The 23,603-nt window shown below is 60.6% G+C and carries 21 protein-coding genes and 2 pseudogenes; 17 read left to right on the top strand and 6 right to left on the bottom strand.

Annotation, left to right across the window (positions count from 1 at the left end; all coding sequences use genetic code 11):
• Positions 1-4: 4 nt before the first annotated feature.
• A complete protein-coding gene (locus J6525_RS17025) occupies positions 5-604 on the bottom strand; it encodes a TetR/AcrR family transcriptional regulator (RefSeq protein WP_225645515.1) in 600 nt (199 codons plus the stop codon).
• Positions 605-935: 331 nt separating this feature from the next.
• Between J6525_RS17025 and J6525_RS17020 the strand changes: the two genes are divergently transcribed.
• From J6525_RS17020 to J6525_RS16985, 8 genes are all read left to right on the top strand, one after another.
• Positions 936-2,138 (top strand): LLM class flavin-dependent oxidoreductase, encoded by a 1,203-nt coding sequence (locus J6525_RS17020; protein WP_225645514.1) that lies wholly within the window; start codon positions 936-938, stop codon positions 2,136-2,138.
• Between the two features lie 28 nt (positions 2,139-2,166).
• The gene (locus J6525_RS17015) at positions 2,167-2,961 is read left to right on the top strand and encodes an enoyl-CoA hydratase/isomerase family protein (RefSeq protein ID WP_225645513.1); all 795 of its coding nucleotides are present in this window, start codon (positions 2,167-2,169) and stop codon (positions 2,959-2,961) included.
• A 162-nt stretch (positions 2,962-3,123) separates the two neighbouring features.
• A complete protein-coding gene (locus tag J6525_RS17010; protein ID WP_225645512.1) occupies positions 3,124-3,990 on the top strand; it encodes an enoyl-CoA hydratase/isomerase family protein in 867 nt (288 codons plus the stop codon).
• Positions 3,991-3,992: 2 nt separating this feature from the next.
• Positions 3,993-5,894: an AMP-dependent synthetase/ligase gene (locus J6525_RS17005; protein WP_225645511.1), complete on the top strand. Its 1,902-nt coding sequence runs from the start codon at positions 3,993-3,995 to the stop codon at positions 5,892-5,894.
• A 14-nt stretch (positions 5,895-5,908) separates the two neighbouring features.
• Positions 5,909-6,700, top strand: coding sequence for a creatininase family protein (locus tag J6525_RS17000; RefSeq protein ID WP_225645510.1), 792 nt, complete (start codon positions 5,909-5,911; stop codon positions 6,698-6,700).
• Positions 6,697-7,185 carry a flavin reductase family protein gene (locus J6525_RS16995; RefSeq protein WP_225645509.1) on the top strand — a complete coding sequence of 163 codons (489 nt, stop codon included), beginning with the start codon at positions 6,697-6,699 and terminating at the stop codon, positions 7,183-7,185. Before J6525_RS17000 ends, J6525_RS16995 begins: the two co-directional genes overlap by 4 nt.
• A 132-nt stretch (positions 7,186-7,317) precedes the next feature.
• Positions 7,318-8,544 (top strand): ABC transporter substrate-binding protein, encoded by a 1,227-nt coding sequence (locus tag J6525_RS16990; RefSeq protein WP_225645508.1) that lies wholly within the window; start codon positions 7,318-7,320, stop codon positions 8,542-8,544.
• A 691-nt stretch (positions 8,545-9,235) separates the two neighbouring features.
• Positions 9,236-9,814 carry an NADPH-dependent FMN reductase gene (locus tag J6525_RS16985; protein WP_225645507.1) on the top strand — a complete coding sequence of 193 codons (579 nt, stop codon included), beginning with the start codon at positions 9,236-9,238 and terminating at the stop codon, positions 9,812-9,814.
• Between the two features lie 295 nt (positions 9,815-10,109).
• Here J6525_RS16985 and J6525_RS16980 read toward each other — a convergent pair whose 3' ends face one another.
• Positions 10,110-10,487 carry a helix-turn-helix domain-containing protein gene (locus tag J6525_RS16980; protein WP_225645506.1) on the bottom strand — a complete coding sequence of 126 codons (378 nt, stop codon included), beginning with the start codon at positions 10,485-10,487 and terminating at the stop codon, positions 10,110-10,112.
• Positions 10,488-10,987: 500 nt separating this feature from the next.
• Here J6525_RS16980 and J6525_RS16975 point away from each other — a divergent pair, with 500 nt between their 5' ends.
• The 6 genes from J6525_RS16975 (at position 10,988) to J6525_RS16950 (ending at position 16,802) form a co-directional block, all read left to right on the top strand.
• Positions 10,988-11,251, top strand: a complete 264-nt coding sequence (locus J6525_RS16975) for a hypothetical protein (protein ID WP_225645505.1) — start codon at positions 10,988-10,990, stop codon at positions 11,249-11,251.
• A gap of 240 nt (positions 11,252-11,491) precedes the next feature.
• Entirely contained in the window at positions 11,492-12,187 is a 696-nt protein-coding gene (locus tag J6525_RS16970; RefSeq protein WP_225645504.1) for a GntR family transcriptional regulator, read from the top strand.
• Between the two features lie 80 nt (positions 12,188-12,267).
• Positions 12,268-13,287: a thioredoxin-disulfide reductase gene (gene trxB / locus J6525_RS16965; RefSeq protein WP_225645598.1), complete on the top strand. Its 1,020-nt coding sequence runs from the start codon at positions 12,268-12,270 to the stop codon at positions 13,285-13,287.
• A gap of 64 nt (positions 13,288-13,351) precedes the next feature.
• Complete coding sequence (gene dctA / locus J6525_RS16960; RefSeq protein WP_225645503.1) at positions 13,352-14,716, top strand: C4-dicarboxylate transporter DctA; 1,365 nt, start codon at positions 13,352-13,354, stop codon at positions 14,714-14,716.
• Positions 14,717-14,811: 95 nt separating this feature from the next.
• Positions 14,812-16,251, top strand: coding sequence for a YbbN family protein (locus tag J6525_RS16955; protein WP_225645597.1), 1,440 nt, complete (start codon positions 14,812-14,814; stop codon positions 16,249-16,251).
• Positions 16,248-16,802, top strand: coding sequence for a UGSC family (seleno)protein (locus J6525_RS16950; RefSeq protein WP_225645502.1), 555 nt, complete (start codon positions 16,248-16,250; stop codon positions 16,800-16,802). The genes J6525_RS16955 and J6525_RS16950 overlap by 4 nt, the downstream gene beginning before the upstream one ends.
• A gap of 164 nt (positions 16,803-16,966) precedes the next feature.
• Here J6525_RS16950 and J6525_RS16945 read toward each other — a convergent pair.
• Positions 16,967-17,899: pseudogene (locus tag J6525_RS16945) on the bottom strand (cation diffusion facilitator family transporter).
• A gap of 239 nt (positions 17,900-18,138) precedes the next feature.
• On the opposite strand from J6525_RS16945, the gene J6525_RS16940 reads away from it, so the two are divergent.
• Together J6525_RS16940 and J6525_RS16935 are read left to right on the top strand one after the other, a co-directional pair.
• Positions 18,139-18,447 carry a UBP-type zinc finger domain-containing protein gene (locus tag J6525_RS16940; protein ID WP_225645501.1) on the top strand — a complete coding sequence of 103 codons (309 nt, stop codon included), beginning with the start codon at positions 18,139-18,141 and terminating at the stop codon, positions 18,445-18,447.
• Positions 18,448-18,699: 252 nt separating this feature from the next.
• Positions 18,700-20,169 carry an aldehyde dehydrogenase family protein gene (locus J6525_RS16935; protein ID WP_225645500.1) on the top strand — a complete coding sequence of 490 codons (1,470 nt, stop codon included), beginning with the start codon at positions 18,700-18,702 and terminating at the stop codon, positions 20,167-20,169.
• Positions 20,170-20,225: 56 nt separating this feature from the next.
• Here J6525_RS16935 and J6525_RS16930 read toward each other — a convergent pair whose 3' ends face one another.
• From J6525_RS16930 to rpmI, 3 genes are all read right to left on the bottom strand, one after another.
• Positions 20,226-20,471 (bottom strand): hypothetical protein, encoded by a 246-nt coding sequence (locus J6525_RS16930; protein WP_225645499.1) that lies wholly within the window; start codon positions 20,469-20,471, stop codon positions 20,226-20,228.
• Between the two features lie 732 nt (positions 20,472-21,203).
• Positions 21,204-21,494, bottom strand: a complete 291-nt coding sequence (locus J6525_RS16925) for a hypothetical protein (RefSeq protein WP_225645498.1) — start codon at positions 21,492-21,494, stop codon at positions 21,204-21,206.
• Between the two features lie 269 nt (positions 21,495-21,763).
• On the bottom strand, positions 21,764-21,964 hold the full coding sequence (gene rpmI, locus J6525_RS16920) for a 50S ribosomal protein L35 (RefSeq protein ID WP_141340122.1): 201 nt from the start codon (positions 21,962-21,964) through the stop codon (positions 21,764-21,766).
• A 545-nt stretch (positions 21,965-22,509) separates the two neighbouring features.
• Here rpmI and J6525_RS16915 point away from each other — a divergent pair.
• A pseudogene (locus J6525_RS16915) lies at positions 22,510-23,458 on the top strand (polyphosphate kinase 2 family protein).
• Positions 23,459-23,603: the final 145 nt, after the last annotated feature.

The raw sequence follows: 23,603 nt of genomic DNA, 5'->3' as shown, positions 1-23,603 counted from the left end.
TAGATCAGAGGTCGCCGCGACCGAGCAGCGCGTGCAGCGCGGCCTGCCGCATAGTGGAGAAGATCGACTCCTCGTCGAGGCCCTTCCTAAGCGTCGCAGCCGTGTTGAGCAAGGAGAACACGGCCTGGGTCAGCAGTCGTGCCTCGGGTTCGGACAGGTCGGGCCGCAGCGGGATTATCACGGAAATCCACTCTTCCGCGTACAACGCCATCTCGCGCCGGATCCGTCTGTGGTCGTGTTCAGGTAGAGCGTGCTCGTTCTTGGTGAAGATCAGCGTGCTTGGTGGTCCTTTAAGGATCAACCGGATGTGCGACTCGACCATCGCTATCATGGCGGCCTTTGGGTCCTTCGTCGTCTCCGCGATCCGTTTCGCAACCTCGTGCACGATCCGCGTCGGTTCCTCCAGAACCGCGATCAGGACTGCCTGCTTGTTCTGGAAGTGGCGATACAATCCAGGACCAGTGATGCCGGCGCGCGCAGCGATCATTTCAACTGTGACCGCGTCGTATGAGTGCTGCAGGAAGAGCTCAGCAGCGACCGCGATCAACTGTTCGCGCCGCCCGCTGCTGTATGCCCGCTTGATCGGTAATGGCTGAATATTCATGGAGGCGCACCGTACCACGTGGCGGCCGCGAAGCACCGTGTCATCCCGCGCGCCAGCATCGTCTGTGCCGGGCTCAATGAACGAATCATGTGAACATCTCATTTCGTCTTCATGTAAATATAGATTCACTTTTCTGGGCCGTCGCCAGATCGCTAGGCGAGGGGCTGAAGATTTTCCATCGCGCGCCTTATCAGGAATTATACGGGATATAAAGCAAATATCGTAAAGAACGGTTCTAGATGGTCGGCGACGAAAGGTTGTTGACAGGACGCAATTGCTGATCATAAAGTTAGTTTAGATTAACATTGAAGGTGCGAAGGAGGCACAACGCATGCGGTTCATCTTCTTCAGCGAGGGAGAGACCCAGCCGGGACACACCCACGCGCACCGCTATCGCGAGCTCATCGACGAAGTGATCCTGGCGGAAAAAGTCGGCTTCGACGCGTTCGGGTGCTCCGAACAACATTTCGCGATCGGCACGGCCTCGACCTCCGCTCCCGAGGTGATCTACCCGTACATGATGGCGCTAACCAGTCGGATCCAGTTCATCCACCTGATCACGCCGCTGCCCAAGAAGATCAATCACGCGCTGCGCGTTGCTGAGCGGCTGGCGACCGAGGATATCCTATCGAATGGCCGCGTCGGGCTCGCCGTCGGCCGCGGCAACACCACCCTCGCGCTGCGCGCCTTCGAGGTCGACCCCGAGGAGACCAAGGCGCAGCAGATGGAGGGCATCGAGGTCATCCGCCGGGCCCTGTCGAACGACATCTTCTCTTTCGTCGGCGAGCATTACAAGATTCCGCCGCGCAGCCTGACGCCCAAGCACGTGACGCTGCCCTATCCGCCGATCATGATGGCGACCTCGAGCCCGCAATCGATCACCGCCGCGGCGCAGATGGGCATCGGCGCCATGATGGGCGGCGGCTATAGCGGGTTCGCCTCCGTGCAGAGGTCGGCCGAGCTCTATGACAAGGAGCTGGCGAGCGCCGAGCACGTATACCCCCTGCAGGCGCAGAAGGTGGCGGTGATATCCGGCGGAATGCATTGCGCCGATACAAACGAGGAGGCGGAGCGCTGGGCGGCCACGCTGGCTCACAGCGTCGCATTGTCCATTGACGCCTACGAGCGGCTTTCGAAACTGTCCGCCGACTATGGATCTCTCGGCAAGATCAAGAACATCGACTTCAAGAACGAGCGCTATTTGTTCGACGAGTCCGGGAGCTTCATTGTCGGCGACGTCGAGACCTGCGCCAGGCAGGTCCAGCGGTTCGTCGATATCGGCATCGACGCGCTTGCTCTGCGGATCGACGGCATGCCGCACAAGGAGCTGATGAAGTCGATCGAGCTGTTCGGGAAGTACGTCATCCCCAGGTTCAAAAACCCCCGGTCGGTCGTGCGCACGTCCGACGCGATCCTTGCCGACATCCGCGCCGCCCGCCCCGCCCACTATGCCGAGCGAGAGGCCTTCGAGAACGCCAAGGCGGCCGCCGGGACGGTCGCTGGCGCAGTCCGTCATCCTGCGGCCTCTGCCTGACGCCCATTTGAAGAACTGGAGACTGATGATGAAAGACAAGAAATATGAAGGCTTGCTCGTAGAGATGCGCCCGAGCGGTGTGGCCGTGATAACCATGAACCGGCCTGAAATCCTCAACGCCATCAATTGGCCTATGCATACCGCGTTGGAGGAGGTGTTCCTAGACCTAGACAACGACCCGGCGGTGAAGGCCATTGTGCTCACCGGCGCCGGTCGGGGCTTCTGCTCGGGGGGCGATCAGAACGCGCTCGATACCGGCGGGCATCCGATATCGCCCACGCGCTCGGGTCGACATCTGATCAGGAACATCCTCGAAGTCGAGTCCCCCGTCATCGCTGCCGTGAACGGTGTGGCGGTCGGGTTGGGCGCCACGCTCGCCCTGTTTTGCGACGTTATCTTTGCCCAGCCAAGCGCGCGTTTCGCCGATACGCATGTTACGGCCGGTGTCGTCGCCGGAGATGGGGGCGCTGTAATTTGGCCGCTTCTCCTGGGTCCGGCACGGGCCAAACACTTCTTGATGACCGGTGACTTCATTTCGGCGGAAGACGCGGCGGCTGCCGGGATGATCAACAAGGTCGTGCCGGAAGGTACCGTTCTTGATCATGCGATCGGATACGCCGAACTGCTCGCGGGCGGTCCCCGCAACGCAATCGTCTGGACGAAATACAGCGTCAACAAGCTGCTCAAGGAGCAGGTGCATCTCAATCTGGATACCGCGATGGCGCTCGAGGCGCTGACCTTCAAGAGCCCCGATCGCAAAGAAGCCGTCGTGGCCTTTCGGGAGAAACGCAAGCGCTTCGCGGAAGCCAAAAAGCCGACGTGAGCCCGGCGCGACGATGCGGTGCCAGACTTCGATGCATGATGATGGTCCGCTACATCGAGGCCTGGCGGGCGTTCCGCGAGAAGCGGTCGCCGCGCCCTCCCTCGACTCACGGCGAGGGCGGGTTCGCCACCCGCCGAGGCGATCAGACGCGAGAGACATCCGATGACGGCTCTATCCGCGCGGCATGAAAGCGATGCGGCTGCCGGGCTGTGGACGGCCGACCACGACGGCGTCGTGGTCGCGACGCTCGACAGGCCTCCGGCGAACGCCCTGAACCGTGCGCTGTTGCTCGCTATGACGGCGCTGTTCCGGGATCGTGGCCAGGGCGACCCGACGCCGATGGTGATCACCGGTGCCGGGGGGCGGTTCTTCTGCGCGGGCGGTGACATCAAGGAAGCTGACGGAGCCGTCGCTGACCCGGTCGAAGCCCGCATGCGGGGTTTCCATAACCTTCTTGTCGCGATGGAGCGATATCCGGCTCCGGTCATTGCCGCCGTCAATGGCGACTGTGTCGGCGGCGGCGTAGAGTACGCGCTGTTTGCGGATGTGGTGCTCGCGGCGCCTCAAGCCCGCTTCGGATTCCCCGAGATCAGGCATGGCCTGCTGCCCGCGGATAAGGGAATCCAGCGCCTCATCCGCCTGATCGGAACACGGCGCGCACGTGACTTGCTGCTGAGCGGTGAACTCGTTGGCGCCGAGCAGGCGGCACGGTGGGGCCTCGTCGACGCGATTGTCGAGCCTGGTCGACTGGTGGCGGAGGCGCTTGAGCGGGCCCGAGAGGCCGGCCGTCGAGCGCCTGTGCTCTATGCGGCGCTCAAGCAGGCCGTGAACGACTACGACGACGCTGTTGATCAACGCCAAGCCGAACTGACGCTCGCCAAGGCCGCCTCCTGGTTCAACGACCCTGTGGCTCGAGGCCTTCGCGAAGGATGGAGACAGACGCGGGGGTCGTCGCAGCCTTCAGACCAGGGGGCACCAGCCCCAGACCCCACACTCAGGCCGGTAGACCTGCACAAGTCGGAGCGATGACCATGACCACAAATCCCGTCCCCGCAGCCACTGCCCGCGTACGGCAGGTGCCAGTACTGAGCGGCGCCACCGACATCGGCGTCGCCAACTTCGAGGCCGTCGAGCGCACCTTCGCCCAGATGGTGCAGGACCGAGCGGAGGTCGAACCCGAGGAGGTCGCGTTTTGTCAGTGGGACGGGACGCACGCGATTCCGACCACGTGGGCGCAGTACGCATCGACCGTACGGGAGGTTGCGCTCGGGCTGGCAGCCCTCGGTGTAGCGCCCGGCGACAGAGTTGCCATCATGGCGCCGGGCCGGGGCGAGTGGGTGATTGCGGCGCTTGGCATTCTCTCGGCCGGAGCGATTCCGGTCGGTGTCTACCCCATGAGTTCCGCTGCTGAAGTGAGGCAACTGCTTGGACACAGCGAAGCCGTTGCCATGGTTGTTGGCGACGACAATGACGTGGCAAAGGTCGCCTCAGTTGCCGCGGAGCTTCCCGCCCTGCGAGCCGTGATCAGCTTCGATGGCTCCCCGTCAGGACTTCCAGGAACGATTGTCGGCAAGACATGGGCCGCACTGCGCGAGACTGGTCGAACTCACGATGCGGCCAACCCGGCGCTTTTCGACGAGCGCCTTGTCGGGGGGCACATCGACCAGCCAGCAGCCTTGTTCTACACGTCCGGTTCCACCGGAGCGCCCAAAGGCGTCATCCATACCCACCGCACGCTGCAATACTCTGTCCTTGGCTCGGCCGTACTCAACCCGGAGGTGACCACAACACGCCGAGACTCGCTCAGCTTCCTGGGCCTCTCCCATGTTTCTCCGGCCATGTCCGGCGTCTACGTGCCGATCATGACCCGGGCGGTGGTGACCTTCTGCCGCCTGGATCAGCTTTCGGACGCCCTCCGCGGAGTGCGTCCGACCGGGATCGTCTGGCCGCCGCGGCTGCATGAGAAGTTGCTCAGCGTGGCGCTGGCCGCGATCAAGGGGGCGCCGGCATCTTTCCAGAAATCTTACGAGGACGCGATGGCGGTGGCCCGCGAGGTCGCCGCCGCGCGCCGACGCGGCGAATGCGTGCCTGCCGAGCTACAAGCACGCTACCATCAAGCCCAGGAACAGGTATTCCTGCCCCTACGCGCAAAGGTAGGCGTGGACCGGGTCAACATCGCATGGACCGCGTCGGGAGCGATGACGCCTGAGGTGCATGCCTTGTGGCAGCTGTGGGGCGTGGACTTGCGCGAGATGTACGGCACCACCGAGACCTGCGGCTGGGTCCTCGCGCAGTGGGATCGCGCCTTTCCGCCCCCTGGGACCGTGGGCAAGGCCATGCCCGACCCGCGATTTGGGATCAAGGTCAGTAGCGAGGGCGAGCTGCTGGTGAAGGGGCCTCTGCTGTTCCGCGGCTACTGGAACAACGCGGAGGCGACCGCGGATGTGATGGATGGCGAGTGGTACCGCACCGGCGACCTCGTCGAGATCGACGCCTCCGGCGAGGTCAAGCTTATCGGACGGGCCAAGGACATCATCGTCACCAGCGGTGGCAAGACCATCAATCCGCAGCCTACCGAGGTGCGCCTCAAGGCCAGCTCTCTCGTTGAGGAGGCCGTGGTCGTCGGCGACGGCCGCAAATACCTCACGGTCCTCATCTGGCCGACTGAGAACGGCAGCAAGCTCGACAGGGACGCCTTGCACGAGGGCTTGCGAAAGCAGATTGAGGATCTCAACACCGAGCTTGCGCGTCCCCTTCAACTCAAGGACTTCCGTATCGCGCCACGTGCGCTCTCGCCAGGAGCGGGAGAGCTTACTGCCAAGGGCACAATCCGTCGGGCTGCGGTGCTCACCTCGTTCAGCGCACTCGTGAACGAGATGTACGATTCGGCGGAGCAAAACGCGTTCGCTGACCAAGCGCGGCTCCAAGGTTGAAGGAGAGAGAAGCGATGCGTTCCGGGCAACCAAGTGACCTGCGGATCGAACACCTGACCAGTTCTGAGATCGCTGAGGCGATCGCGGGCGGCGCCCGAACAGCGATCCTTCCGCTGGGCGCGATAGAGCAGCATGGACCTCATCTTCCGTTGTCAATGGACAGTGATCATGCCGATGTGCTCGCGCTCTGCATCGCTCGCAAGCTTGGCGCTGCACTGGTCCTGCCAACGGTCAGGGTTGGGTACTCGCCCCACCACCTCGGCTTCTGCGGCTCGCTTTCGGTGCGTCCCTCTACGCTAGAAGCGATCTGCCTGGACTACTGCAGCAGCCTGGCTGCGCACGGGTTCGCTCGCGTGGTCCTCTTCTCCGGGCACATCGGAAATTACCCGATCATGCGCGACTTCGAGCCGCGGCTGGCCGCAGCGCTCGCTCCGGCGCTTCAGGTCATCGTCTATGGAGACAGTGCCGCGATCCTCGACGCGTGGCGGACGTCCGCGGAGTCGGTCGCCGGTCTGGGAAGCCATGTTGGTGGCCACGCAGACGTGGCGGAGACCTCGGTGATGCTCGTCCTCCACCCCGAGAGGGTTCGGGCCGACCGGACGGCGGCGGGCTACCGCGGCACGGTCGACGAGGAGTTCCTGCGTCGGGCGTTCGTCGAGGGCATCGCCGCGGTCTCACCCAACGGTGTCCTCGGCGACCCCGCCGGGAGTTCGCAAACGATCGGCCACGCCGCGTTGGACGCCGTGACCGATCTCGTCGTCGAGTACGCCTTCGCACACGGAGCGCGAGCCGCATGCCATCCATGAGCGAGCAGATGGACAGCAGGATACTGCGCGAGGCCTTCGGCGCGTTCCCGACGGGCGTCGTGGCCGTTGCTGCGCAGGTCGACGGGAGGCTGGTCGGTCTCGCGGCCTCCTCGTTCACCTCGGTCTCTCTCGAACCCCCGCTAGCGTCATTATCAGTTGCGAAAGGTTCGACCACGTGGCCCAAGCTGCGCCGAGCCAAGCACCTAGGAATCACCGTGCTCGCCGAGGACCACGGCGCATTGTGCCGCCAGCTCGCGGGTCCGGCCCAGGAGCGGTTCAACGGCGTTGCCTTCGAGATCACCGACAGTGGTGCGGTGATGCTCGCCGAGGGGATCGCCCAGTATGACTGCACTGTCCGCGAGGAGCTGGAGGCGGGCGATCATGTCATCGTGCTGCTGAAACTTCATGCCGTCGTCGTTCATAGCCGCAGGCAGCCCCTCATCTTCCACCGTAGCGGATTCGTAAGGATCGCCTCGCTTGCATAGCGAGAGCACTTATGACGGCCCCTTGTCTCGCGCTCACCCCCGACGCAGTTGCCTCAGCTTGAGGGAAGCGCCCGCCGCACTGTGAAGGGCTTGATACCCCGTTTAGCAAACAAGCTGCGAAGGAAATTGCGAATGAGGAAGCGAATCTTGCATCTGGCCGCGGCAATGGCGTGGACCCTGGCGCTGTCGATCTCTGCGGCCAATGCTCAGAAGAAATACGACCCAGGCGCCAGCGACACCGAGATCAAGATAGGCCAGACCATGCCGTTTTCGGGACCGGCGTCGGCCTATGCCTCGATCGGAAAGACCGAGGCCGCCTACTTCAGGATGATCAACGACCAGGGCGGCATTAACGGCCGCAAGATCAACCTGATTCAGTATGACGACGCCTATTCGCCACCGAAGGCGGTGGAGCAGGTGCGCAAGCTCATCGAGAGCGACGAGGTGCTGCTGACTTTCCAGATTGTCGGTACGCCTTCGAACGCAGCCGTGCAGAAGTATCTCAATTCCAGGAAAGTGCCGCAGCTGTTCGCGGCTGCCAGCGCCTCGAGGTTCTCCGATCCGAAGAACTTTCCCTGGACCATGGGCTACGATCTAAACAACTTCGTCGAAGGGCGCATCTATGGCCAATACATCCTGAAGGAGTATCCGAGTGCCAAGATCGGCGTGCTTTATCAGAATGACGATTTTGGCAAGGACTATCTGAACGGCATCAAGGCGGGACTCGGTGACAAGGCCGCCACGATGATGGTCGCGGAGGCGTCTTACGAAGTGTCCGATCCGACCGTCGATTCCCATGTTCTCAGGATCAAGGATGCGGGCGCCGACCTGTTTTTCATCGCCGCCACGCCGAAGCAGGCGGCGCAGGCGATCAGGAAGACCGCCGAGATGGGCTGGCATCCGGTGCGGATCGTCGACATGAAAGCCACCTCCGTCGGAAGCGTCCTGAAACCATCCGGGCTTGAAAATGCCAAGGCTCTCATCAGCACCAACTATGGCAAGGAGCCGCTCGATCCGCAATGGAAGGACGACCCGGGCGTGAGGCGCTACCTTGCCTTCATGGAGAAGTATTATCCAGATGGAGACAAGAGCTCTAACTTCAATACCTATGGCTATGGTGCTGCACAGCTTCTGGTCCACGTGCTACAGCAGTGCGGCGCCGATCTGACGCGCGAGAACGTCATGAAGCAGGCGGCATCGCTCAAGGATGTCACAGGCGACCTCGCGCTGCCTGGGATCAAGATCAACACCTCGCCGACCGACTACCGTCTCCACAAACGGTTGCAGATGATGCGCTTCAACGGCGAGCGCTGGGATCTGTTCGGCCCGATCCTTGAGGATGCCGGTCCGGCGGGTTAGTTGCTGAACTCTGATCCGATCGACGGCCTCTCGCCGCAGACGTTGTCTTCCGCTCCTCCCCTGGCCCGGCGGACTATCGCCGGGCCCGTTTTCTAAAGCGGATGGGCGCAGACGATAGCTTATCGTACCGTCAAGCCTCTCTTGTCTCTCGGATGACCTTCTTCAGTGTCTCCGCAAGCATTCGGAACTCTTGCTGGTTTAGCGGGGAATATGTCTCACTGGAAATCTCTCCGACGGTCTCGATCGCGGCATCGGCTATTCGCCGACCTTTCTCGGTCAGGTCGATTTCCCGTCGTCGAGGATCCGGTGGCTCTTTGTAACTCGTGATCAGGCCGGAGGTCTTTAGACGTGGGATGACACCGTTAATCGTGGCGGAATCATAGTAGATCAAGCGTCAAGGTGATACTGCGAGCAAGCTCCGACCTCGCGCAACTTCGCAAGGGTCGAGAAACTGCGGAACGTCAGCCCGGTTTGCGTCGGTCCCAACGGACTCACGTCGTGGCGGATTTGGCTATGCCATGAAGCACTGTTGCAGAAGCCAAGTCAATCGGCCGACCGACCTTAGCCCGCGCCCGGTATCCGCGAATCGGTCCAGCCGGCTGTTGCAAACTGGGATGCTGACGATGCTCGTAAAGGCATAGCGCGCATTCGGCCCGATAAACCGGGCTTAGAAACAAAAGGAGATGTATCTTTGCAATCACCCGTTCTCGTCATCGTTGGAAGCGTAAGGCCTCGACGCATTGCGCCGCAGGTTGCGGCTTGGATCGCCACGCTCGGGCGGCACGCGACGTCCTTATCGTTCGAACTGGTCGACCTGTCGGACTGGCCGCTGCCGATGGATGACGAATCCGCAACGCCGAACACGGGTCAGTATGAGCACGAGCGTACACGTGCATGGAGCCACAAGGTCGCCGCCGCGCCAGCGTTTGTGTTCGTGACGCCTCAATATAATGGCGGCTATCCAGCGCCGCTCAAGAATGCGATCGACCACCTCTATAAGGAGTGGGCCGGAAAGCCGGCGATGATCGTCTGCTACGGTGGCCACGGCGGTGGCAAATGCGCCGAACAACTCGTGCAGGTCTGCCGATACGTCAAAATGAAGCCGGTCGCCATTCGGCCGGCGCTCATACTGCCCCACGAACACATCGTAGCCAATGCGGGCCAGATCGATCCGGCCGCCATATTCGCCAGCCAACTCGCCGAGGTCGAACAAGCGTTCGCACAATTGAAAGACGCCTTGGCGGACGATCAGGGCGCTACTGAGACATAGGGGGCCACACGTGAAGATCGCGCGGTCCATGAACTGGGCGCACACAGCAGCCGCTAGGGCCAAGCGATGGATATTGATCGGCGCATCTGCGAAGTATGCACCCAAATGGCCGGTGACTGACAACTCCGCAGATCACCTTCAAGAGGATAGACGCAGGGCCCCTACTGGTCTTCAAAAGGCGTATCAAATGGCTTGCGACCCAGAGCAAGGCCAACTCGATTATCCGCAAGACAATGGCATGGCGCTTCCGCCCGCTGGAAATGGTTTGGCAAGCGACGACGGGCGTGCGGAGGCGTCACCGCTGCCGGGCTGGGGCGCGGGGAAAATAGCGCGCCGGCGTTGTCCTGAATGTGCGCCGGAACAGCGCGATGAATGCACTTACCGTTTCATAGCCGAGATCGAGGGCGATGGTGGTCACCGGAATTTCGTCGGCGAGCATTTCCAGCGCTCGCATCAGACGTACGCGCTGCCGCCACTCGGTGAAACTGAACCCGGTTTCGATTGGAAATCGTCGCGTCAGCGTCCGCACCGGGCTTCCGGCGAGGATGGCCCAGTCGTCTAGGCGCCGCTTATCGGCAGGATCGTCTGCAAGCGCGCGCAACCCGAAGCAGTCGTGGATCGGTTGGCATGGGCAAACCGAATTGCTCGCGCGGCAGCGATCGGATTTCGTCACAGATTACCTCGGTGACATGAGTTCTGGCCAAGCCTTGGTCGCTATCTGACCAGGTTGCCGCGCGTGCCACGCATTCGCGCAGCAAGCTCGACATTTGCATCGTTCTGGGTGCCGCCGGTAAGTCAACGCAGCAGTCCTCAGCGACATAGACGCTCCACCCGATGAAAGGTCCATGGGAGCACAGCGCATGAGAATCATGCGGCGGTATCCATACGCAATGAATCGCCGGTACAACCCAATGGCCCGAGTCCATGCCGACGGTCACGAGCCCATGCGTTGCCCCGAGAAGTTGTCCGCGCGCATGTTGATGCGCGGGAGTAACCCGTGGTTCGCCACCGTTTGCCAAGACGGCGACCAGCGGAGGGCCCGCGTCCGTATCGGCGCGGCTAGGTTCGATCAGTGGCTTCGACATGGCCTCAACTGCGTATTGTATGGCCTAGATCGCGCAGCAACGCCAGCGTCGCATGCTATTCTCGGGTTGCGATCGAAGGAGAAATACGATGCGTGCAAAAGAAATGATGCCGGACGACGTCAACCAGGCTGTGATCAATGGAGTTAACGTTCGCAAAGGTTCTGTGGGTGCGTTTCTCGCCAATGCCCGGATGCTGGCTGCGCCCGAAACCAGCGTTGAGGATCGGCAAACGGCAGAGCGCGATGTGATCGAGGCGCTTCCGGCTTTGCAGGCCTTGGGGCTGTTCGATGTACTCGATATACGCGACGCACACCTTCGCGCCTTTGTCGAAACGCACTCCGGGCCGCGCTAAGGGGCTAGAAGCGAACCGTTTGGCTTTTGGATGCCACCGACGAGGGGGCCGCCCTCCACCTCGCGATAGTGTCGCCGTCGCACAGTCGAGCGCTAGCGCGGCGGCCTACTCGCAGCCGAGACAAGTTAGCGAACGCAACCGTCGAGCAGCTCCCACTTCGAGCCGGGCGGCTTGCCGCAACGAGCCGCGCCACCCGCTCATTTTCTTGCCCGCGATCAAGGATTCTGGTATTCCAGTTGCATGGATCAATACGTAGACCTTGCCGCCCAAGCCGAGAAAACGATCCGCGATGGCATCATTCGAGGCGATTTCGAATTCGGCGAGAAATTGTCGGATCGCGCGCTCGCTGCTTCTCTAGGGATCAGCAGAACGCCCGTGCGCGAGGCTCTCGCCAGTCTCGCCCGGGACGGGCTCGTCGTGATCCGTCCTCAGAGCGGCACCTTCGTCATGGTCCTGGACGAAGCGTCGGTGCGGATGTTGTGCGAGATGCGTACCGTCTTGGAGCTGGGCGCTCTTCGTCTTCTGGCGGATCACCCCGAAAAGCTGGCGGCCGCCGTGTCCAAGCAGATCGCCGCCGGCGCGCTCGCGGTCGAAGCACAGGACGTCGAGACCGCCGAACGGATGGATTCCGAATTTCATCAGGCACTGGTTCACGCCGCGGAAAACCCACTCTTGACTGACGCCTATCGGGTCATCACTCACAAACTCAACGCGATCCGCTATCGGCTTCCGGCCGATCTCGAAAGGATGAGTCGGGCAGTCGAACAGCATCGACGGATCGTGGACCTGACCGTCACGGGCCGCATCGAAGCAGCAAACGTAGAACTCGTCTCGCATCTGAAGATCGTCCAGGGGCTTGCTTTGCAGATCGTCGGCAGCGAACCGACTGAAGCCACTGCGGGCCGACGGCCGAAGAGAACCATTCGAAAGAAATAGCTTCCGCCAAACTGGAATTCCAGTTGACATCATTGGCCGATCTGCCCTTAACTGGAATTCCAGTTTTGGAGGGAGACGGCGTGGTTGAAACTAAGACGCGGGTACTCATCATTGGCGCAGGCCCGGCCGGCTACAGCGCGGCAATCTACGCTGCGCGGGCCAATTTGAAGCCGATTCTGGTCACGGGAATCCAGCCTGGTGGTCAGCTCACAACCACCACCGACGTCGAAAACTTCCCTGGGTTTGCTCAGGCGGTCCAAGGCCCTGAGCTGATGGAGCAGATGCGGCAGCAGGCCGAGCACGTCGGCACGAGCATCGTCTTCGACACGATCATGTCGGTCGATCTCTCGCAGGATCCCATCGTTGCCCAAGGCGACTCCGGCGACACCTACCTGGGAGACGCGCTGATCATCGCCACCGGTGCACAGGCGAAATGGCTCGGCAGTCCCGGCGAGGCTGATTATTCGGGATACGGCATCTCGGCTTGCGCGGTTTGCGATGGCTTCTTTTACCGCGGGAAGGAGGTCGTCGTCATCGGCGGCGGCAACACCGCGGTCGAGGAAGCTCTTTACCTTACGAACCATGCGTCCAAGGTCACGCTGATACATAGGCGGGACAAGCTCCGCGCAGAGCAGATACTGCAGGATCGCTTCTTTGCCCATCCGAAAATCGAAGTTGTCTGGAACACTGAGGTCGTGGCGTTTCTCGGCGAGAGCGAGCCTTCGCGTCGTCTCACGGGACTACGGTTGCTGGACCGGGCCACGGGAGTGGAGACGTCCGTCTCCGTCGGAGGCGCATTCGTCGCGATCGGCCACGACCCGGCCACCGCGCTCTTCCGAGGCCAGCTCGACATGACGGATGCCGGTTACATCAAGATCGCGCCGTGGTCGACGGCGACCTCGCGAAAGAATGTTTGGTCGGCCGGTGACGTGAGCGACGACCGCTACAAGCAGGCTGTGGTCGCCGCTGGGATGGGCTGTATGGCCGCGCTTGAGGCGGAAAAATATCTGGCGGAGCGGACAGCGTCGCAGCCAACGGCCGAGAAAGCAAGAAAGGCAAGGGAATCCGCAAACTGGAATTCCAATTTGACTATTGCATAGCCTAGTGCAGAACTGGAATTCCAGTTTCTCCGGATAAGGCGAACGGTTGTGGGAGGTTCTTCCGATGTCGATATTGCTCCGCAAATTCTCGAATAATCTCACGGCGCAGGTTGTGCTGGCGCTCCTGCTGGGTGCAACGGTGGGCGCGCTTTGGCCGGGCATCGGCGCCTCGATGCAGATGTTGAGTGATATCTTCATCAAGCTCATCAAGATGGTCATCCCGCCGATCGCCTTCCTGACGATCGTCATCGGCATCGCCGAGGTCCGCGACCTGCGCCGCTTGGGCCGCGTCGGGGGGCAGGCGCTGATCTATTTCGAGGTCGCCTCTACGATCGCCCTGATCGTGGGCCTGATCGTCATGAATGTGTTGAAGCCGGGCGCGGGCTTCGACAGGGCCGCGGTCGGCAGCCAGGCTATCGACATCTCGAAATACAAGGCAGCGCCGGTTGGATCGTACTTCTTCAATTTCCTGTCTGGCATCGTGCCCGATAACGCGATCGCGGCGTTCGCAAAGGGCGACCTGCTCCAGATCGTCTTCTTTGGCGTACTGTTCGGCTGCGCCGCAGTGCTGGTCGGCGAACGCGCCAGGCCGTTTGTTCTGCTAGCTCAATCGGCGAACGACATCCTGTTCAAGATCGTGGGGATGATCATGCGTCTTGCGCCGGTCGGTGCGTTCGGCGCGATGGCCTTCACCGTTGGCCGCTATGGCATCGGATCGATTCTCGTGTTGGGCCATATGCTTATCGCCGTCTACGCGACGTGCATCATCTTCCTTTTCGTGGTGCTCGGCGCGGTCGCTCGATTGAATGGCTTCAGCTTCACGCGCTTCCTGCGCTTCATGAGCGACGAGGCGTTGATCGTGCTCGGCACCTGTTCGTCCGAAAGCGTGTTGCCCCGCTTGATGGACAAACTCGAGCGCTTGGGATGCACGCGTTCCAGCGTAGGCCTCGTCCTTCCGGTCGGCTACTCCTTCAACGCAGATGGCACCGCGATCTATCTGTCGATGGCGGCGCTCTTCATCGCGCAGGCCTACGGAATCGAGATGTCGTTGGCCCAGCAGTGCGGACTTCTGCTGCTGCTGCTCATTACGTCGAAGGGATCAGGTTCGGTCGCAGGATCCGGATTCGTCGTGCTGGCAGCAACGCTGTCCGCCACCCATGTTCTGCCGGTCGAAGGTCTGGCTCTGCTGATCGGCATCGATCGTTTCATGTCGGAGGCGCGCTCGGTAACCAATATTATTGGAAACGGTGTCGCGACGGTCGTCGTCTCGAAGATGAGCGGGGAATTCGATCCCGTCCAGGCTGACGCGGCCTATGCGGAGCGTTTCGGCGCCGGCGTGAAATTCAACCTGAAACCCGTGACCGTTCCGGCGGACTGTTCTCCTGTTCCCACGGCAGGGATCATGTCGCCCGAGCCGCAACCAGACTGAACTGAAAACGTTCGATCGGGAAAAACCGAAAGCGCCGAACTCTTGCCGAATGGCAACGGAGGAGGGCGCAGCAACATGGAGGCAGTGCCTTGAATATGAATGTCAAACTCCAGGACGGCATCCTGATCTTCGCCAAACGCGAATGCGAGACCTGTCAGATGGTGGAGCACGTGATCGGTCAGATCGCCGACAAGATGCCGACCGTCGTCTACACTCAAGACGATCCCTCCTTTCCGTCAACCGTGTCGGCGCTTGACGACTCTTCGCTCGAATCGTCCTTTGCGTTCGACGTGGAAGCGGTGCCTACGGTCGTCCGCATGAGGGAAGGCAAAGAGGTCGCCCGCACCTTCGGCTGGAGCCGCGCGGATTGGGAGAAGCTCACGGGCCTTGAGGGATTGGGCGAAGGATTGCCCGAGATGCGGCCGGGCTGTGGTTCGAAGTCACGCGAGCCGGGCGTCTACGATGTCTTGCGTGCGAAGTACGGCAAGCTCGATTTCAAATCGCGGCAGATCAGGCTCGGAGAATGGGATGACGAGATCGAAGCCTGCTTCGATCGTGGATGGAGCGATGGCCTTCCTGTTGTTCCTCCGACGGATGTGCGCATTCTCCGCATGCTGGAGGGCACCTCGCGCAAGCCCAACGAGATCATCGGCGCCGTGCCTCCGAACCTGTCGCCGATCACCGTTGAGAAGGTCGCAGTCAATGCCGTAATGGCGGGCTGCCGTCCCGAGTACATGCCAGTGGTTCTGACGGCGCTGGAGGCGGCGCTGGACCCTCTGTTCACGATGCACGGCCTGCTCTGCACGACGTGCTTCTCAAGCCCGATCATCGTCGTGAACGGACCGGTCGCGCGGGAAATCGGCATGAACTCCGGCATCAACTGCCTCGGCCAAGGTAATCGCGCCAATGCGACCATCGGCCGGGCCCTTCAGCTGATCATCCGCAACGTGGGCGGCGGCCGTCCCGGCGAACTTGACCGCGCCGTCCTCGGCGGTCCAGGCAAGTACACGTTCTGCTTCGCGGAGGACGAAACGGATCCCACGTGGATGCCCCTGTCGGTCGCGCGTGGGATCGAGCCCGGGAAGAACGCCGTAACGCTCTTCCAGGGCGATGGCATTCAAGGGTTCATCGACCAGCGGTCGAGGACTCCCGAGCAACTCACGAAATCGCTAGCCATGTCTTTGCTGGCCGTCGGGCACCATAAGTTGTGCGAATTTACGAACGCCTTGTTGGTCCTCGTTCCGGAGCATTACGCCATCTTCCGCGAAGCCGGGTGGGATCGCGGGCGCATCACCGAAGAGCTTCACAGGGCGATGGTGCGTCCCGGCAAGGACGTCATACAGGGTGCCCATGGCGTCGGCGAAGGGGTCGACACGCGCCGGGCGGACGAGATGGTCAACAAGTTCTGGCCGGAAGGTCTGCTGGTCGTGCAGGCGGGCGGGCAGGCAGGCTTGTTCTCGGCGATTTGCGCCGGCTGGACCGGCGGCCGGTTTCGCAATGAATCCAAACCAGTGACGATGGAGATCACAACATGAAATACGGCATCAGCTTTCGCGACCCCACCTCGGAGACTGCATCGGAGTTGCGCGAACGGGCGGCGCCACTCGACTCGGTCGTCGGTAAGACGATCGCGCTCATGGACATCGGAAAAATGCGCGGCGACGAGTTCATCGACCGTCTCGAACAGCTCTGCACAGAACGCGGTATCGAGACGCGTAGGTATAAGAAGCCCACCAACACGCGGGTAGCCCCTCGCGAGATGATCAAGGATATAGCCGACAATTGCGATGCCGTCATCATCGCGCTGTCCGACTGCGGATCCTGCACGTCGTGCTCTACGCACGACCTGAACGATCTCGACAAGAAGGGGCTCGCCGGTGTCAGCGTACTGACTACCGAGTTTCAACAAGCTTTCGAGTCTCAAAAGGGAGCGATCGGGCTCGACGCTGCAGCAGTTTACGTACCTCATCCTCTGCAAAACAAGACGACAGCCGAACTCCATCAGTGGGCGAATGTAGCGGTGGATAAGATTCTCCGGGCCATCGCGCACGACACGTCGCGCGCGACCGCTTTGGAAACTGTCTGAATAGGGTCGGTCCGCTCGAGATAAAGGATCTGCGCAGCCGTCCCCGCTGGTGACGGTTGATGCTCCAAATCCAATCTGATTTCGAGGAAGATGTTCAAATGACCGCGCGTCTGATATCGCTTTCTAGGATCCTTCAGCGCCAGCCCAGCGAGCACTGATCAAGCTTAATCGGAGCTTCCCGCCTGGAAGGTTCGGGCTGTCTGCGGTTTGACAAAAACGGAAACGACTTCAGGATGCGTCTCCCGAATGCGGCGCTCAAGCGACTCTACACATTGCTCGATTTCTGGCGTGCGCAGATCATCCGAAAATTCGAGGCTCAGTGTCATAACAATCTGGTCCGGCGCAAGATGCACAGTGAGCGCGCCGTTTGCGCCCTCCACTCCCGGTGGCTTGCCGCAAGCTCAAGTATCGAGGTGCTGATTGCTTCATCGGCGCGCTCGCCGATCAACAGCTCCTTGTTCTCTCTCGCCAGGACCGGCGCCGAGATCGCCAGAATGCTCCCGATCAGAATCGGGGCGACGCCATCGATGGACGGAAGGCGATCCGCCAGGAAGATGCCGAGGGCGGCGATCGAGATGCCCATTAGCGCGGCCGTATCTTCTAGAAGTACCATGAAAGACGGCGGGTCTTTGCTGCGCCTGACGGCGTCCCCAGTAGCTGAGATCGCCCTTCACGGCACGGAACGTAATGAGCGCAATACACTAAGACGTGCCCGCGAATGCAGCCGAAAGCGCAAGAACGATGTAGTTGACGACTATGTTTTCAATCTTAGAAGGCGCCGCAATATGTGTTATTCCTTCGTAGATTGACACTCCAGCCCAAGCGCGAAGAGCGGCGACCACAAAGCCCCAAAAGTATAGTTCCCTGCCGTAGCCTAATGGGTGACTAGGATCGGGTGTCCGGCGCGACCGGTAATAACCATAGAGCAGCAATGCCTCGTTGCCGGTGTCGACAAAGGAGTGCGCACGTTCGCTGAACATGGAAGAGGAGCTGCCGGTCAGCCGGGCTGCCGTTAGCTTGGTAAGAGCCACCAGGAGATTGCTCACAACGGCAGCGTAGACGACCTTCTCTGATTTTGGCGGGGTGCTGGCTGCCATGATTGATCGTGAGTGAAACGGGGGCGCGCGTCGACAGTTCCAACGATTGGGCTCTCTCATTGAAACCCACAAGCACGATCTACAATTGTCGAGCCGATGATGGTGAGTGCCACGCATATCTGTTCATGGGGGATGCAGCCCCTAAAGGCAGAGGCACTGGAAAGTTGACGACCGTCAAGGCAGGCCGGCCGGCCTGCACGCTATGCTATCATTGAAGTAGAGTAGACATTGAGTTTGGAATGGCACAAGGCTGCAGGCATTTGGCGGGAATTCGCGACGTCGTTCCCAGTGCCCTTGGGTGCGAAGAATGCCTGCAACTGGGCGATCCATGGCTGCATCTGCGCGTCTGCCGAACCTGCGGTCATGTCGGTTGCTGTGATCAATCGCCCAACCGCCACGCGACGAAGCATTTTCATGCAACCAATCACCCGATCATTGAAGCCTATGATCCGCCCGAAGGCTGGGGCTGGTGTTACGTTGATGAAATCATGTTTGACTTGTCGGATCGGCCGACGCCGCAAATCGGTCCGATCCCGAGATTTTATTGATGCCATGCCGCGCTGCAGGTGGGCTGTGAAGGCGTGGGCAATGCCCGGCCTAGGCGAGACCGACTGATGGCGCATGATGCTTTGACGGCCCCCAAGATGGAGCATCGTCATTGTCGGTTACGAAAGCCAACCTGGTAAGGTGAAGGACATGGCCGCGCGTACTGCCAAACGGAATTCTGATCGAGGCGAAGCCACAAAACAGCCTGGCGCGAGAGTTCAAACGATAGACCTGCAACCCTATGACCACTTCGAGTGCTTCCGATCGCTGGCGACTGGCGCCACGGACGGGCGGAAAGCAGGTTGGTTGACACAAATCCTTATACCGACGACGTCCTCCTCGAAATCAAGCAGGCGGATCGCAGCGATCTTGATGCGGCATTTGCAGGGGGTGCCAAGGCTCAGGTGGAGTGGGCTGCCTCAGCACCGCCCGCCCGAGCGCATGTGTTTCGTCGGGCGGCAGAGATCATGGCAGCGCGCCGCGGCGAAATCGTCGATTGGCTGATCAGTGAATCCGGCAGCACGCGGCTCAAGGCGAACCTCGAGTGGGAAGTGACTCATACCGTCATGCTTTGGGCCACCTCGGTGCCGCATGCCGTCGAAAGCCGCGTCATTCCGTCCGACATTCCGGGCAAGGAAAATCAGGTGCGGCGCAAACCGGTCGGCGTTGTCGGCGCGATCAGTCCGTGGAACTGGCCGCTCCACCTGAGCAACCGCACCATCGCGCCGGCGCTGGCGGTGGGAAATGCCGTCGTGGTGAAGCCGGCGAGCGATACGCCGGTGACGGGGGGATTACTGTTAGCGAAAATTTTCGAGGAAGCCGGCCTGCCGGCGGGTCTCCTCAACGTCGTGGCCGGCGCGGGCAGCGAAATCGGCGACGCTTTCGTCAGTCATCCCGTTCCGCGGTTGGTTTCGTTTACCGGCTCGACGCCAGTCGGCCGCAACATCGCGGAACTTGCAGCGAAGGCGCCGATCATCAAGCGTGTTGATCTGGAGCTCGGTGGTAATGCTCCCTTCGTTGTGCTCGCGGACGCCGACCTGGATCAGGCCATCGAGGCCGCAGTGTTCGGCAAGTTTCTGCACCAGGGCCAGATCTGCATCGCTATTAACCGCATCATCGTCGAGGAGGCCGTTTATCATACGTTCGTCGAGCGCTTCGCCGCGCGGGTCGCGAGGCTGAAAATCGGCGATCCCAGCGACAGTGACACCATGGTCGGCCCGATCATCAACAACTCGCAGCTTCGCAAGTTGATGGAGCGCATTGGCCGCGCGCGCGAAGACGGCGCGAAGCAGGTGCTCGGCGGCGAGCCGAACGGATTGGTGTTGCCGCCGCATATCTTCGTAAACGTTACTAACGAAATGGAACTTGCAGCAGAGGAAATATTCGGGCCGGTGGCGCCGATTCTCCGAGTCGGCAATGCCGAAGAAGCGTTGGCTGTAGCCAATGAAACGAGTTTTGGATTAAGCGGCGCCGTGTTCACGCGCGACGTGCACCGGGGCATGCACTTTGCCCAGCGAATGCAGGTCGGTATGGCCCATGTCAATGATCAGCCTGTCATCGATTTGCCGACCTGTCCGTTTGGCGGCGAGAAGAACTCCGGCCTCGGCCGGTTCAACGGCTCTTGGGCCATCGAGGCTTTCACTACCGATCAGTGGCTGACAGCACAGCACGCGCCGCGAGGCTTTCCCTGGAATGCTTCCGCCGTACAGGGGCCATGGTCCTGAAGGTGCATAGCGCGGACGATGTTGCTCAGCAGGCCAATTCCCCCTGATAAACTACGCTACCGGCTTTTGTTTTGCGGACTGTTGCTGCCCCTGGCGCTGTCGGCACGGGTATCGTTATTGGGCGCCGGAACCGCTGGAACGGGGCTCGCATTGGGCTGCGTATATGCGCTTCGCGGCGTGTCAGAGGCTTGGAACTCCCGTCGTCCGCTTCTTGTTTCTTTCATGGCCCAGAGCATCAGAACTATGGCAACGCAGACCATCGCGATCAGGAAGATAATTGCAAAGGGTACATTTCTGTTCATGCGATGCTCCTTCGCGCTCGGGCGCAGCGAATGTGGCAACCAGTGTGCCAGCGAACTCATCAATTATGGAGGTCGGACGGCGCGGCGCGTTGACATCACGCAACCTCCGCGACTTTCGAACAGAGCTACCTGCATCATGTGCGCTCGGAAGGAGCGGACCGGCCGATGTCGTCGTATGATTCGCCTTGAGCTCGCAGGGTTCGGCGCAACGCCGTTGATCGAACTCTAGTTGATCGAACTCTATCTGACGGCCAAGGCGCCGGGAGAATTGGACGCTTCCGAGCTCAAAGCGACGCGTTTGCTGACCGGGTCCTGCCGTAACATCACTCGGCATGGCCGGCGCATCGATGAGTGCATGTCATGGCAGATGGCTAATAAATGTAACGATGCGGCCGATACTTGGCCGTGGACAATCCTCACTAGCGCACTGAGTTCAGGAGATGGTTGGATAGAGGTCTCGCGCCCGGAACGCCATCGAGGCGCGGCATCAGCAAACAGTCGATCCAAGCAGCGGACGAAAATGCGCTGGTCGAGGCATACGGTGCAGCTGATTTTTCTGAAGAACGTCCGGCGGCGTCATGAATGGTCTCATGACAGATGTCGTCGGCGGCCTGATCGAAAGAATGCGCGCCGGTTGGTCCGTCGGAAGGCTGGTTGACGGCCGTAAAGCAAGTCAGGGCTAAAGGCGCAACCGGACCTAGCGCTTAACTGACTTGGAGATAGACTTGGGCCTCAGCGGTTATCCCGGCGCCACTCTTCCGTTGCCAGTCGCATGGCTTCCGTGCGGTCGCAACCCGTCCGATCCATCCAGCGCTTGATCAGGCCCTCCTTCCCCTGCGCGCGCGTCATTGAAAAGACGCGCTGAAAATCCCGTTGGGTTTCCGATTGCCGTCGCAAGTCGGCTTGTCGCCGCGTTGCCGGATCCGGCCGCAGGGACTGCGATCCATGCAGCAACAGGTAATAAGCGACGCCACCGACTAACAGCAGCAGCAACAGGCCTAGAATGATTTGTTCCGTATCCATGTTCGCCACTCCGCTTGAGCTGGCCCAATATCCCTCCCGGCCCGGCCATTCGCATTGACGGATCGCAAGCCGGTGGGTGGCGGATCCAAGGGGTGGTTAGCTAAGGAGCACCATTGAACATTTTGGCCCGTTTTGCGTGTAAAATTCGCCAACTGCCCACATTTCCCGTATTGAATGTCCGTTTTGTTCCCACCAGCAGAGGAAAAGCGACATGCCGGGTCGAGCGGGGGCGCGACTCGGCTAAGCGGGAGCGTGATCGCGGGTCGCGCTCAGACGTTCGGCAAGAAGTATCTCTTGATGTTGTCGCCGTCGGTCTTGAACAGCACGCGGGTGCCACGAAGCTGCCGAATCTGCTTCTTGGTCCTTTTGATCATGCCGTGCCGCTTGCCGGCGTGGGCCGCCATTACTTTGCCGGTGGCAGTCACCTTGAAGCGCTTCTTTGCGCCTGATTTGGTCTTCAACTTGGGCATTCTGGCCTTCCTATGCCTGCGAGATGACAAAGCGACTCGGCGATGGCCTCAATCGTCGCTTCGTTCTGAATATCCGAGACAGCGAAATCCTGCGGAAGCATTAGATCAACGATCTGCCGCTAACCGTCTGGACGCACGGCCCATTATTTGGGAATTTCTTGAACATGATGGCGGGCTTAATCTTAGCGAACGATCCAGCCGCTTCACTGCGCACCATTGTACTGAGAGTATCCGCCGATAGCAGGCCACGGGATAAGTTCTCATACTCGCACCCTTGCGGGGTAACGCTTTCGAGAGAACCGACCGGAAAGATGAACGATCGCCTCGCAAGAACGTTCAACTAAATGCTGCGAATTCCCGCACCGTAAAAGTACGTAATGCGGTCGCCGATATCACAAACGAAGCGGCGCAGAGTTGCACGCTAGAAATTGATTGCAGCCAACGAGACGATGCTGATCGTTGAACGGGAAGAAGCGAATCGCGCTTTCGATACCTTTGCACCGGATTTCATACTGCGGGCCACCCCGACCAACACCTCAACCACCATGAACAAAAAGCCTTCGCATTCTCTCGCAGCCGAGTTGAGGCCTTTTGTAGCTCTGTTCCGCTTCGACGGATCGAGCGAGTTTCACCTCAAATCGCAGAAGACCAGAGAGAGGGGAGGTCTCGACAAGGGCCAGGGCGAGGAGATCATCGAGGCCAACCACAAGCGGTTGAGTGATTTCCAGGAAAAGCTCTACGCGCAGAACAGTTGGTCGTTGCTGCTGATCTTCCAGGGCATGGACGCCGCCGGCAAAGACAGTGCCATCAAGAGCATCTTCAAGGGCATCAACCCGCAGGGCTGCGAGGTCCATTCCTTCAAGCAGCCGTCAACGCTTGAGCTCGATCATGATTTCATGTGGCGCAGCGTGATCGCGCTGCCGCGGCGTGGCCGCATCGGCATCTTTAACCGTTCTCATTATGAAGAGTGCCTGGTGGTGCGGGTGCATCCGGAGAGTCGCGCTAAGGAGAAGATTCCCGCCCGGCTGATTACCAGGAATATCTGGCGCGAGCGGTTTGAGGACATCTCTTCCTTTGAGCGCTACCTCGCGCGCAATGGCACAATCATCCTGAAGTTCTTCCTCAACATATCAAAGGAAGAACAGCGCCAGCGTTTTCTCGCGGCGACTGGATGAGCCTTCGAAGAACTGGAAGTTTTCGATGGCCGATATCGCCGAGCGCGCACTGTGGGAGAAATACCAAGCGGCGTATCAGGAGGTTATCAGGCATACCTCAAACGAGGCGGCGTCGTGGCACGTGGTACCGGCCGATCACAAATGGTTCGCGCGAGTGGTGATCGGCTCCACTGTCGTCAGCGCGCTCAACAGGCTCGATTTGCAGTTCCCCAAGGTCGACCCTGCTTCGCTGCAGGAGTTAAAGCTGGTCCGCAAGGCATTGCTGGCGGAAGGGCAGGAGCGAAAAGTCGGTAAAGTCGCCGGTCAACAGGTTAAGTGAACCTAGAAAGGGTTTCATGCGCTTAGCAGACCCAGCACAGCCGCGGCGTCCGGGCTGGTCGGGTGGTTCGGGGTGACTTTCTTTATGCGTCCATGGTGGCAGGTCCATTGGTACCGATGCGTGCCCACAGCATCAGCACGATTGC

The organism is Bradyrhizobium australafricanum (genome assembly GCF_020329495.1).
In the GTDB taxonomy this organism is placed as follows: domain Bacteria; phylum Pseudomonadota; class Alphaproteobacteria; order Rhizobiales; family Xanthobacteraceae; genus Bradyrhizobium; species Bradyrhizobium australafricanum.
The sequence above is the reverse complement of the archived record's forward strand: the minus strand, read 5'-3'. Positions and strand labels throughout refer to the sequence as shown.

What these genes read in the sequence shown, in the direction of transcription:
- J6525_RS17005 (WP_225645511.1), top strand. Translation starts at nt 3,993, where the DNA reads ATGACCACAAATCCCGTCCCCGCAGCCACTGCCCGCGTACGGCAGGTG.
- J6525_RS16955 (WP_225645597.1), top strand. Translation starts at nt 14,812, where the DNA reads ATGAATGTCAAACTCCAGGACGGCATCCTGATCTTCGCCAAACGCGAA.
- J6525_RS16930 (WP_225645499.1), bottom strand. Translation starts at nt 20,471, where the DNA reads ATGAACAGAAATGTACCCTTTGCAATTATCTTCCTGATCGCGATGGTC.
- J6525_RS17015 (WP_225645513.1), top strand. Translation starts at nt 2,167, where the DNA reads ATGAAAGACAAGAAATATGAAGGCTTGCTCGTAGAGATGCGCCCGAGC.
- J6525_RS16970 (WP_225645504.1), top strand. Translation starts at nt 11,492, where the DNA reads ATGGATCAATACGTAGACCTTGCCGCCCAAGCCGAGAAAACGATCCGC.
- rpmI (WP_141340122.1), bottom strand. Translation starts at nt 21,964, where the DNA reads ATGCCCAAGTTGAAGACCAAATCAGGCGCAAAGAAGCGCTTCAAGGTG.
- J6525_RS16925 (WP_225645498.1), bottom strand. Translation starts at nt 21,494, where the DNA reads ATGGATACGGAACAAATCATTCTAGGCCTGTTGCTGCTGCTGTTAGTC.
- dctA (WP_225645503.1), top strand. Translation starts at nt 13,352, where the DNA reads ATGTCGATATTGCTCCGCAAATTCTCGAATAATCTCACGGCGCAGGTT.
- J6525_RS17025 (WP_225645515.1), bottom strand. Translation starts at nt 604, where the DNA reads ATGAATATTCAGCCATTACCGATCAAGCGGGCATACAGCAGCGGGCGG.
- J6525_RS17010 (WP_225645512.1), top strand. Translation starts at nt 3,124, where the DNA reads ATGACGGCTCTATCCGCGCGGCATGAAAGCGATGCGGCTGCCGGGCTG.
- J6525_RS17000 (WP_225645510.1), top strand. Translation starts at nt 5,909, where the DNA reads ATGCGTTCCGGGCAACCAAGTGACCTGCGGATCGAACACCTGACCAGT.
- J6525_RS16950 (WP_225645502.1), top strand. Translation starts at nt 16,248, where the DNA reads ATGAAATACGGCATCAGCTTTCGCGACCCCACCTCGGAGACTGCATCG.
- J6525_RS17020 (WP_225645514.1), top strand. Translation starts at nt 936, where the DNA reads ATGCGGTTCATCTTCTTCAGCGAGGGAGAGACCCAGCCGGGACACACC.
- J6525_RS16975 (WP_225645505.1), top strand. Translation starts at nt 10,988, where the DNA reads ATGCGTGCAAAAGAAATGATGCCGGACGACGTCAACCAGGCTGTGATC.
- J6525_RS16940 (WP_225645501.1), top strand. Translation starts at nt 18,139, where the DNA reads ATGGCACAAGGCTGCAGGCATTTGGCGGGAATTCGCGACGTCGTTCCC.
- J6525_RS16995 (WP_225645509.1), top strand. Translation starts at nt 6,697, where the DNA reads ATGAGCGAGCAGATGGACAGCAGGATACTGCGCGAGGCCTTCGGCGCG.
- J6525_RS16990 (WP_225645508.1), top strand. Translation starts at nt 7,318, where the DNA reads ATGAGGAAGCGAATCTTGCATCTGGCCGCGGCAATGGCGTGGACCCTG.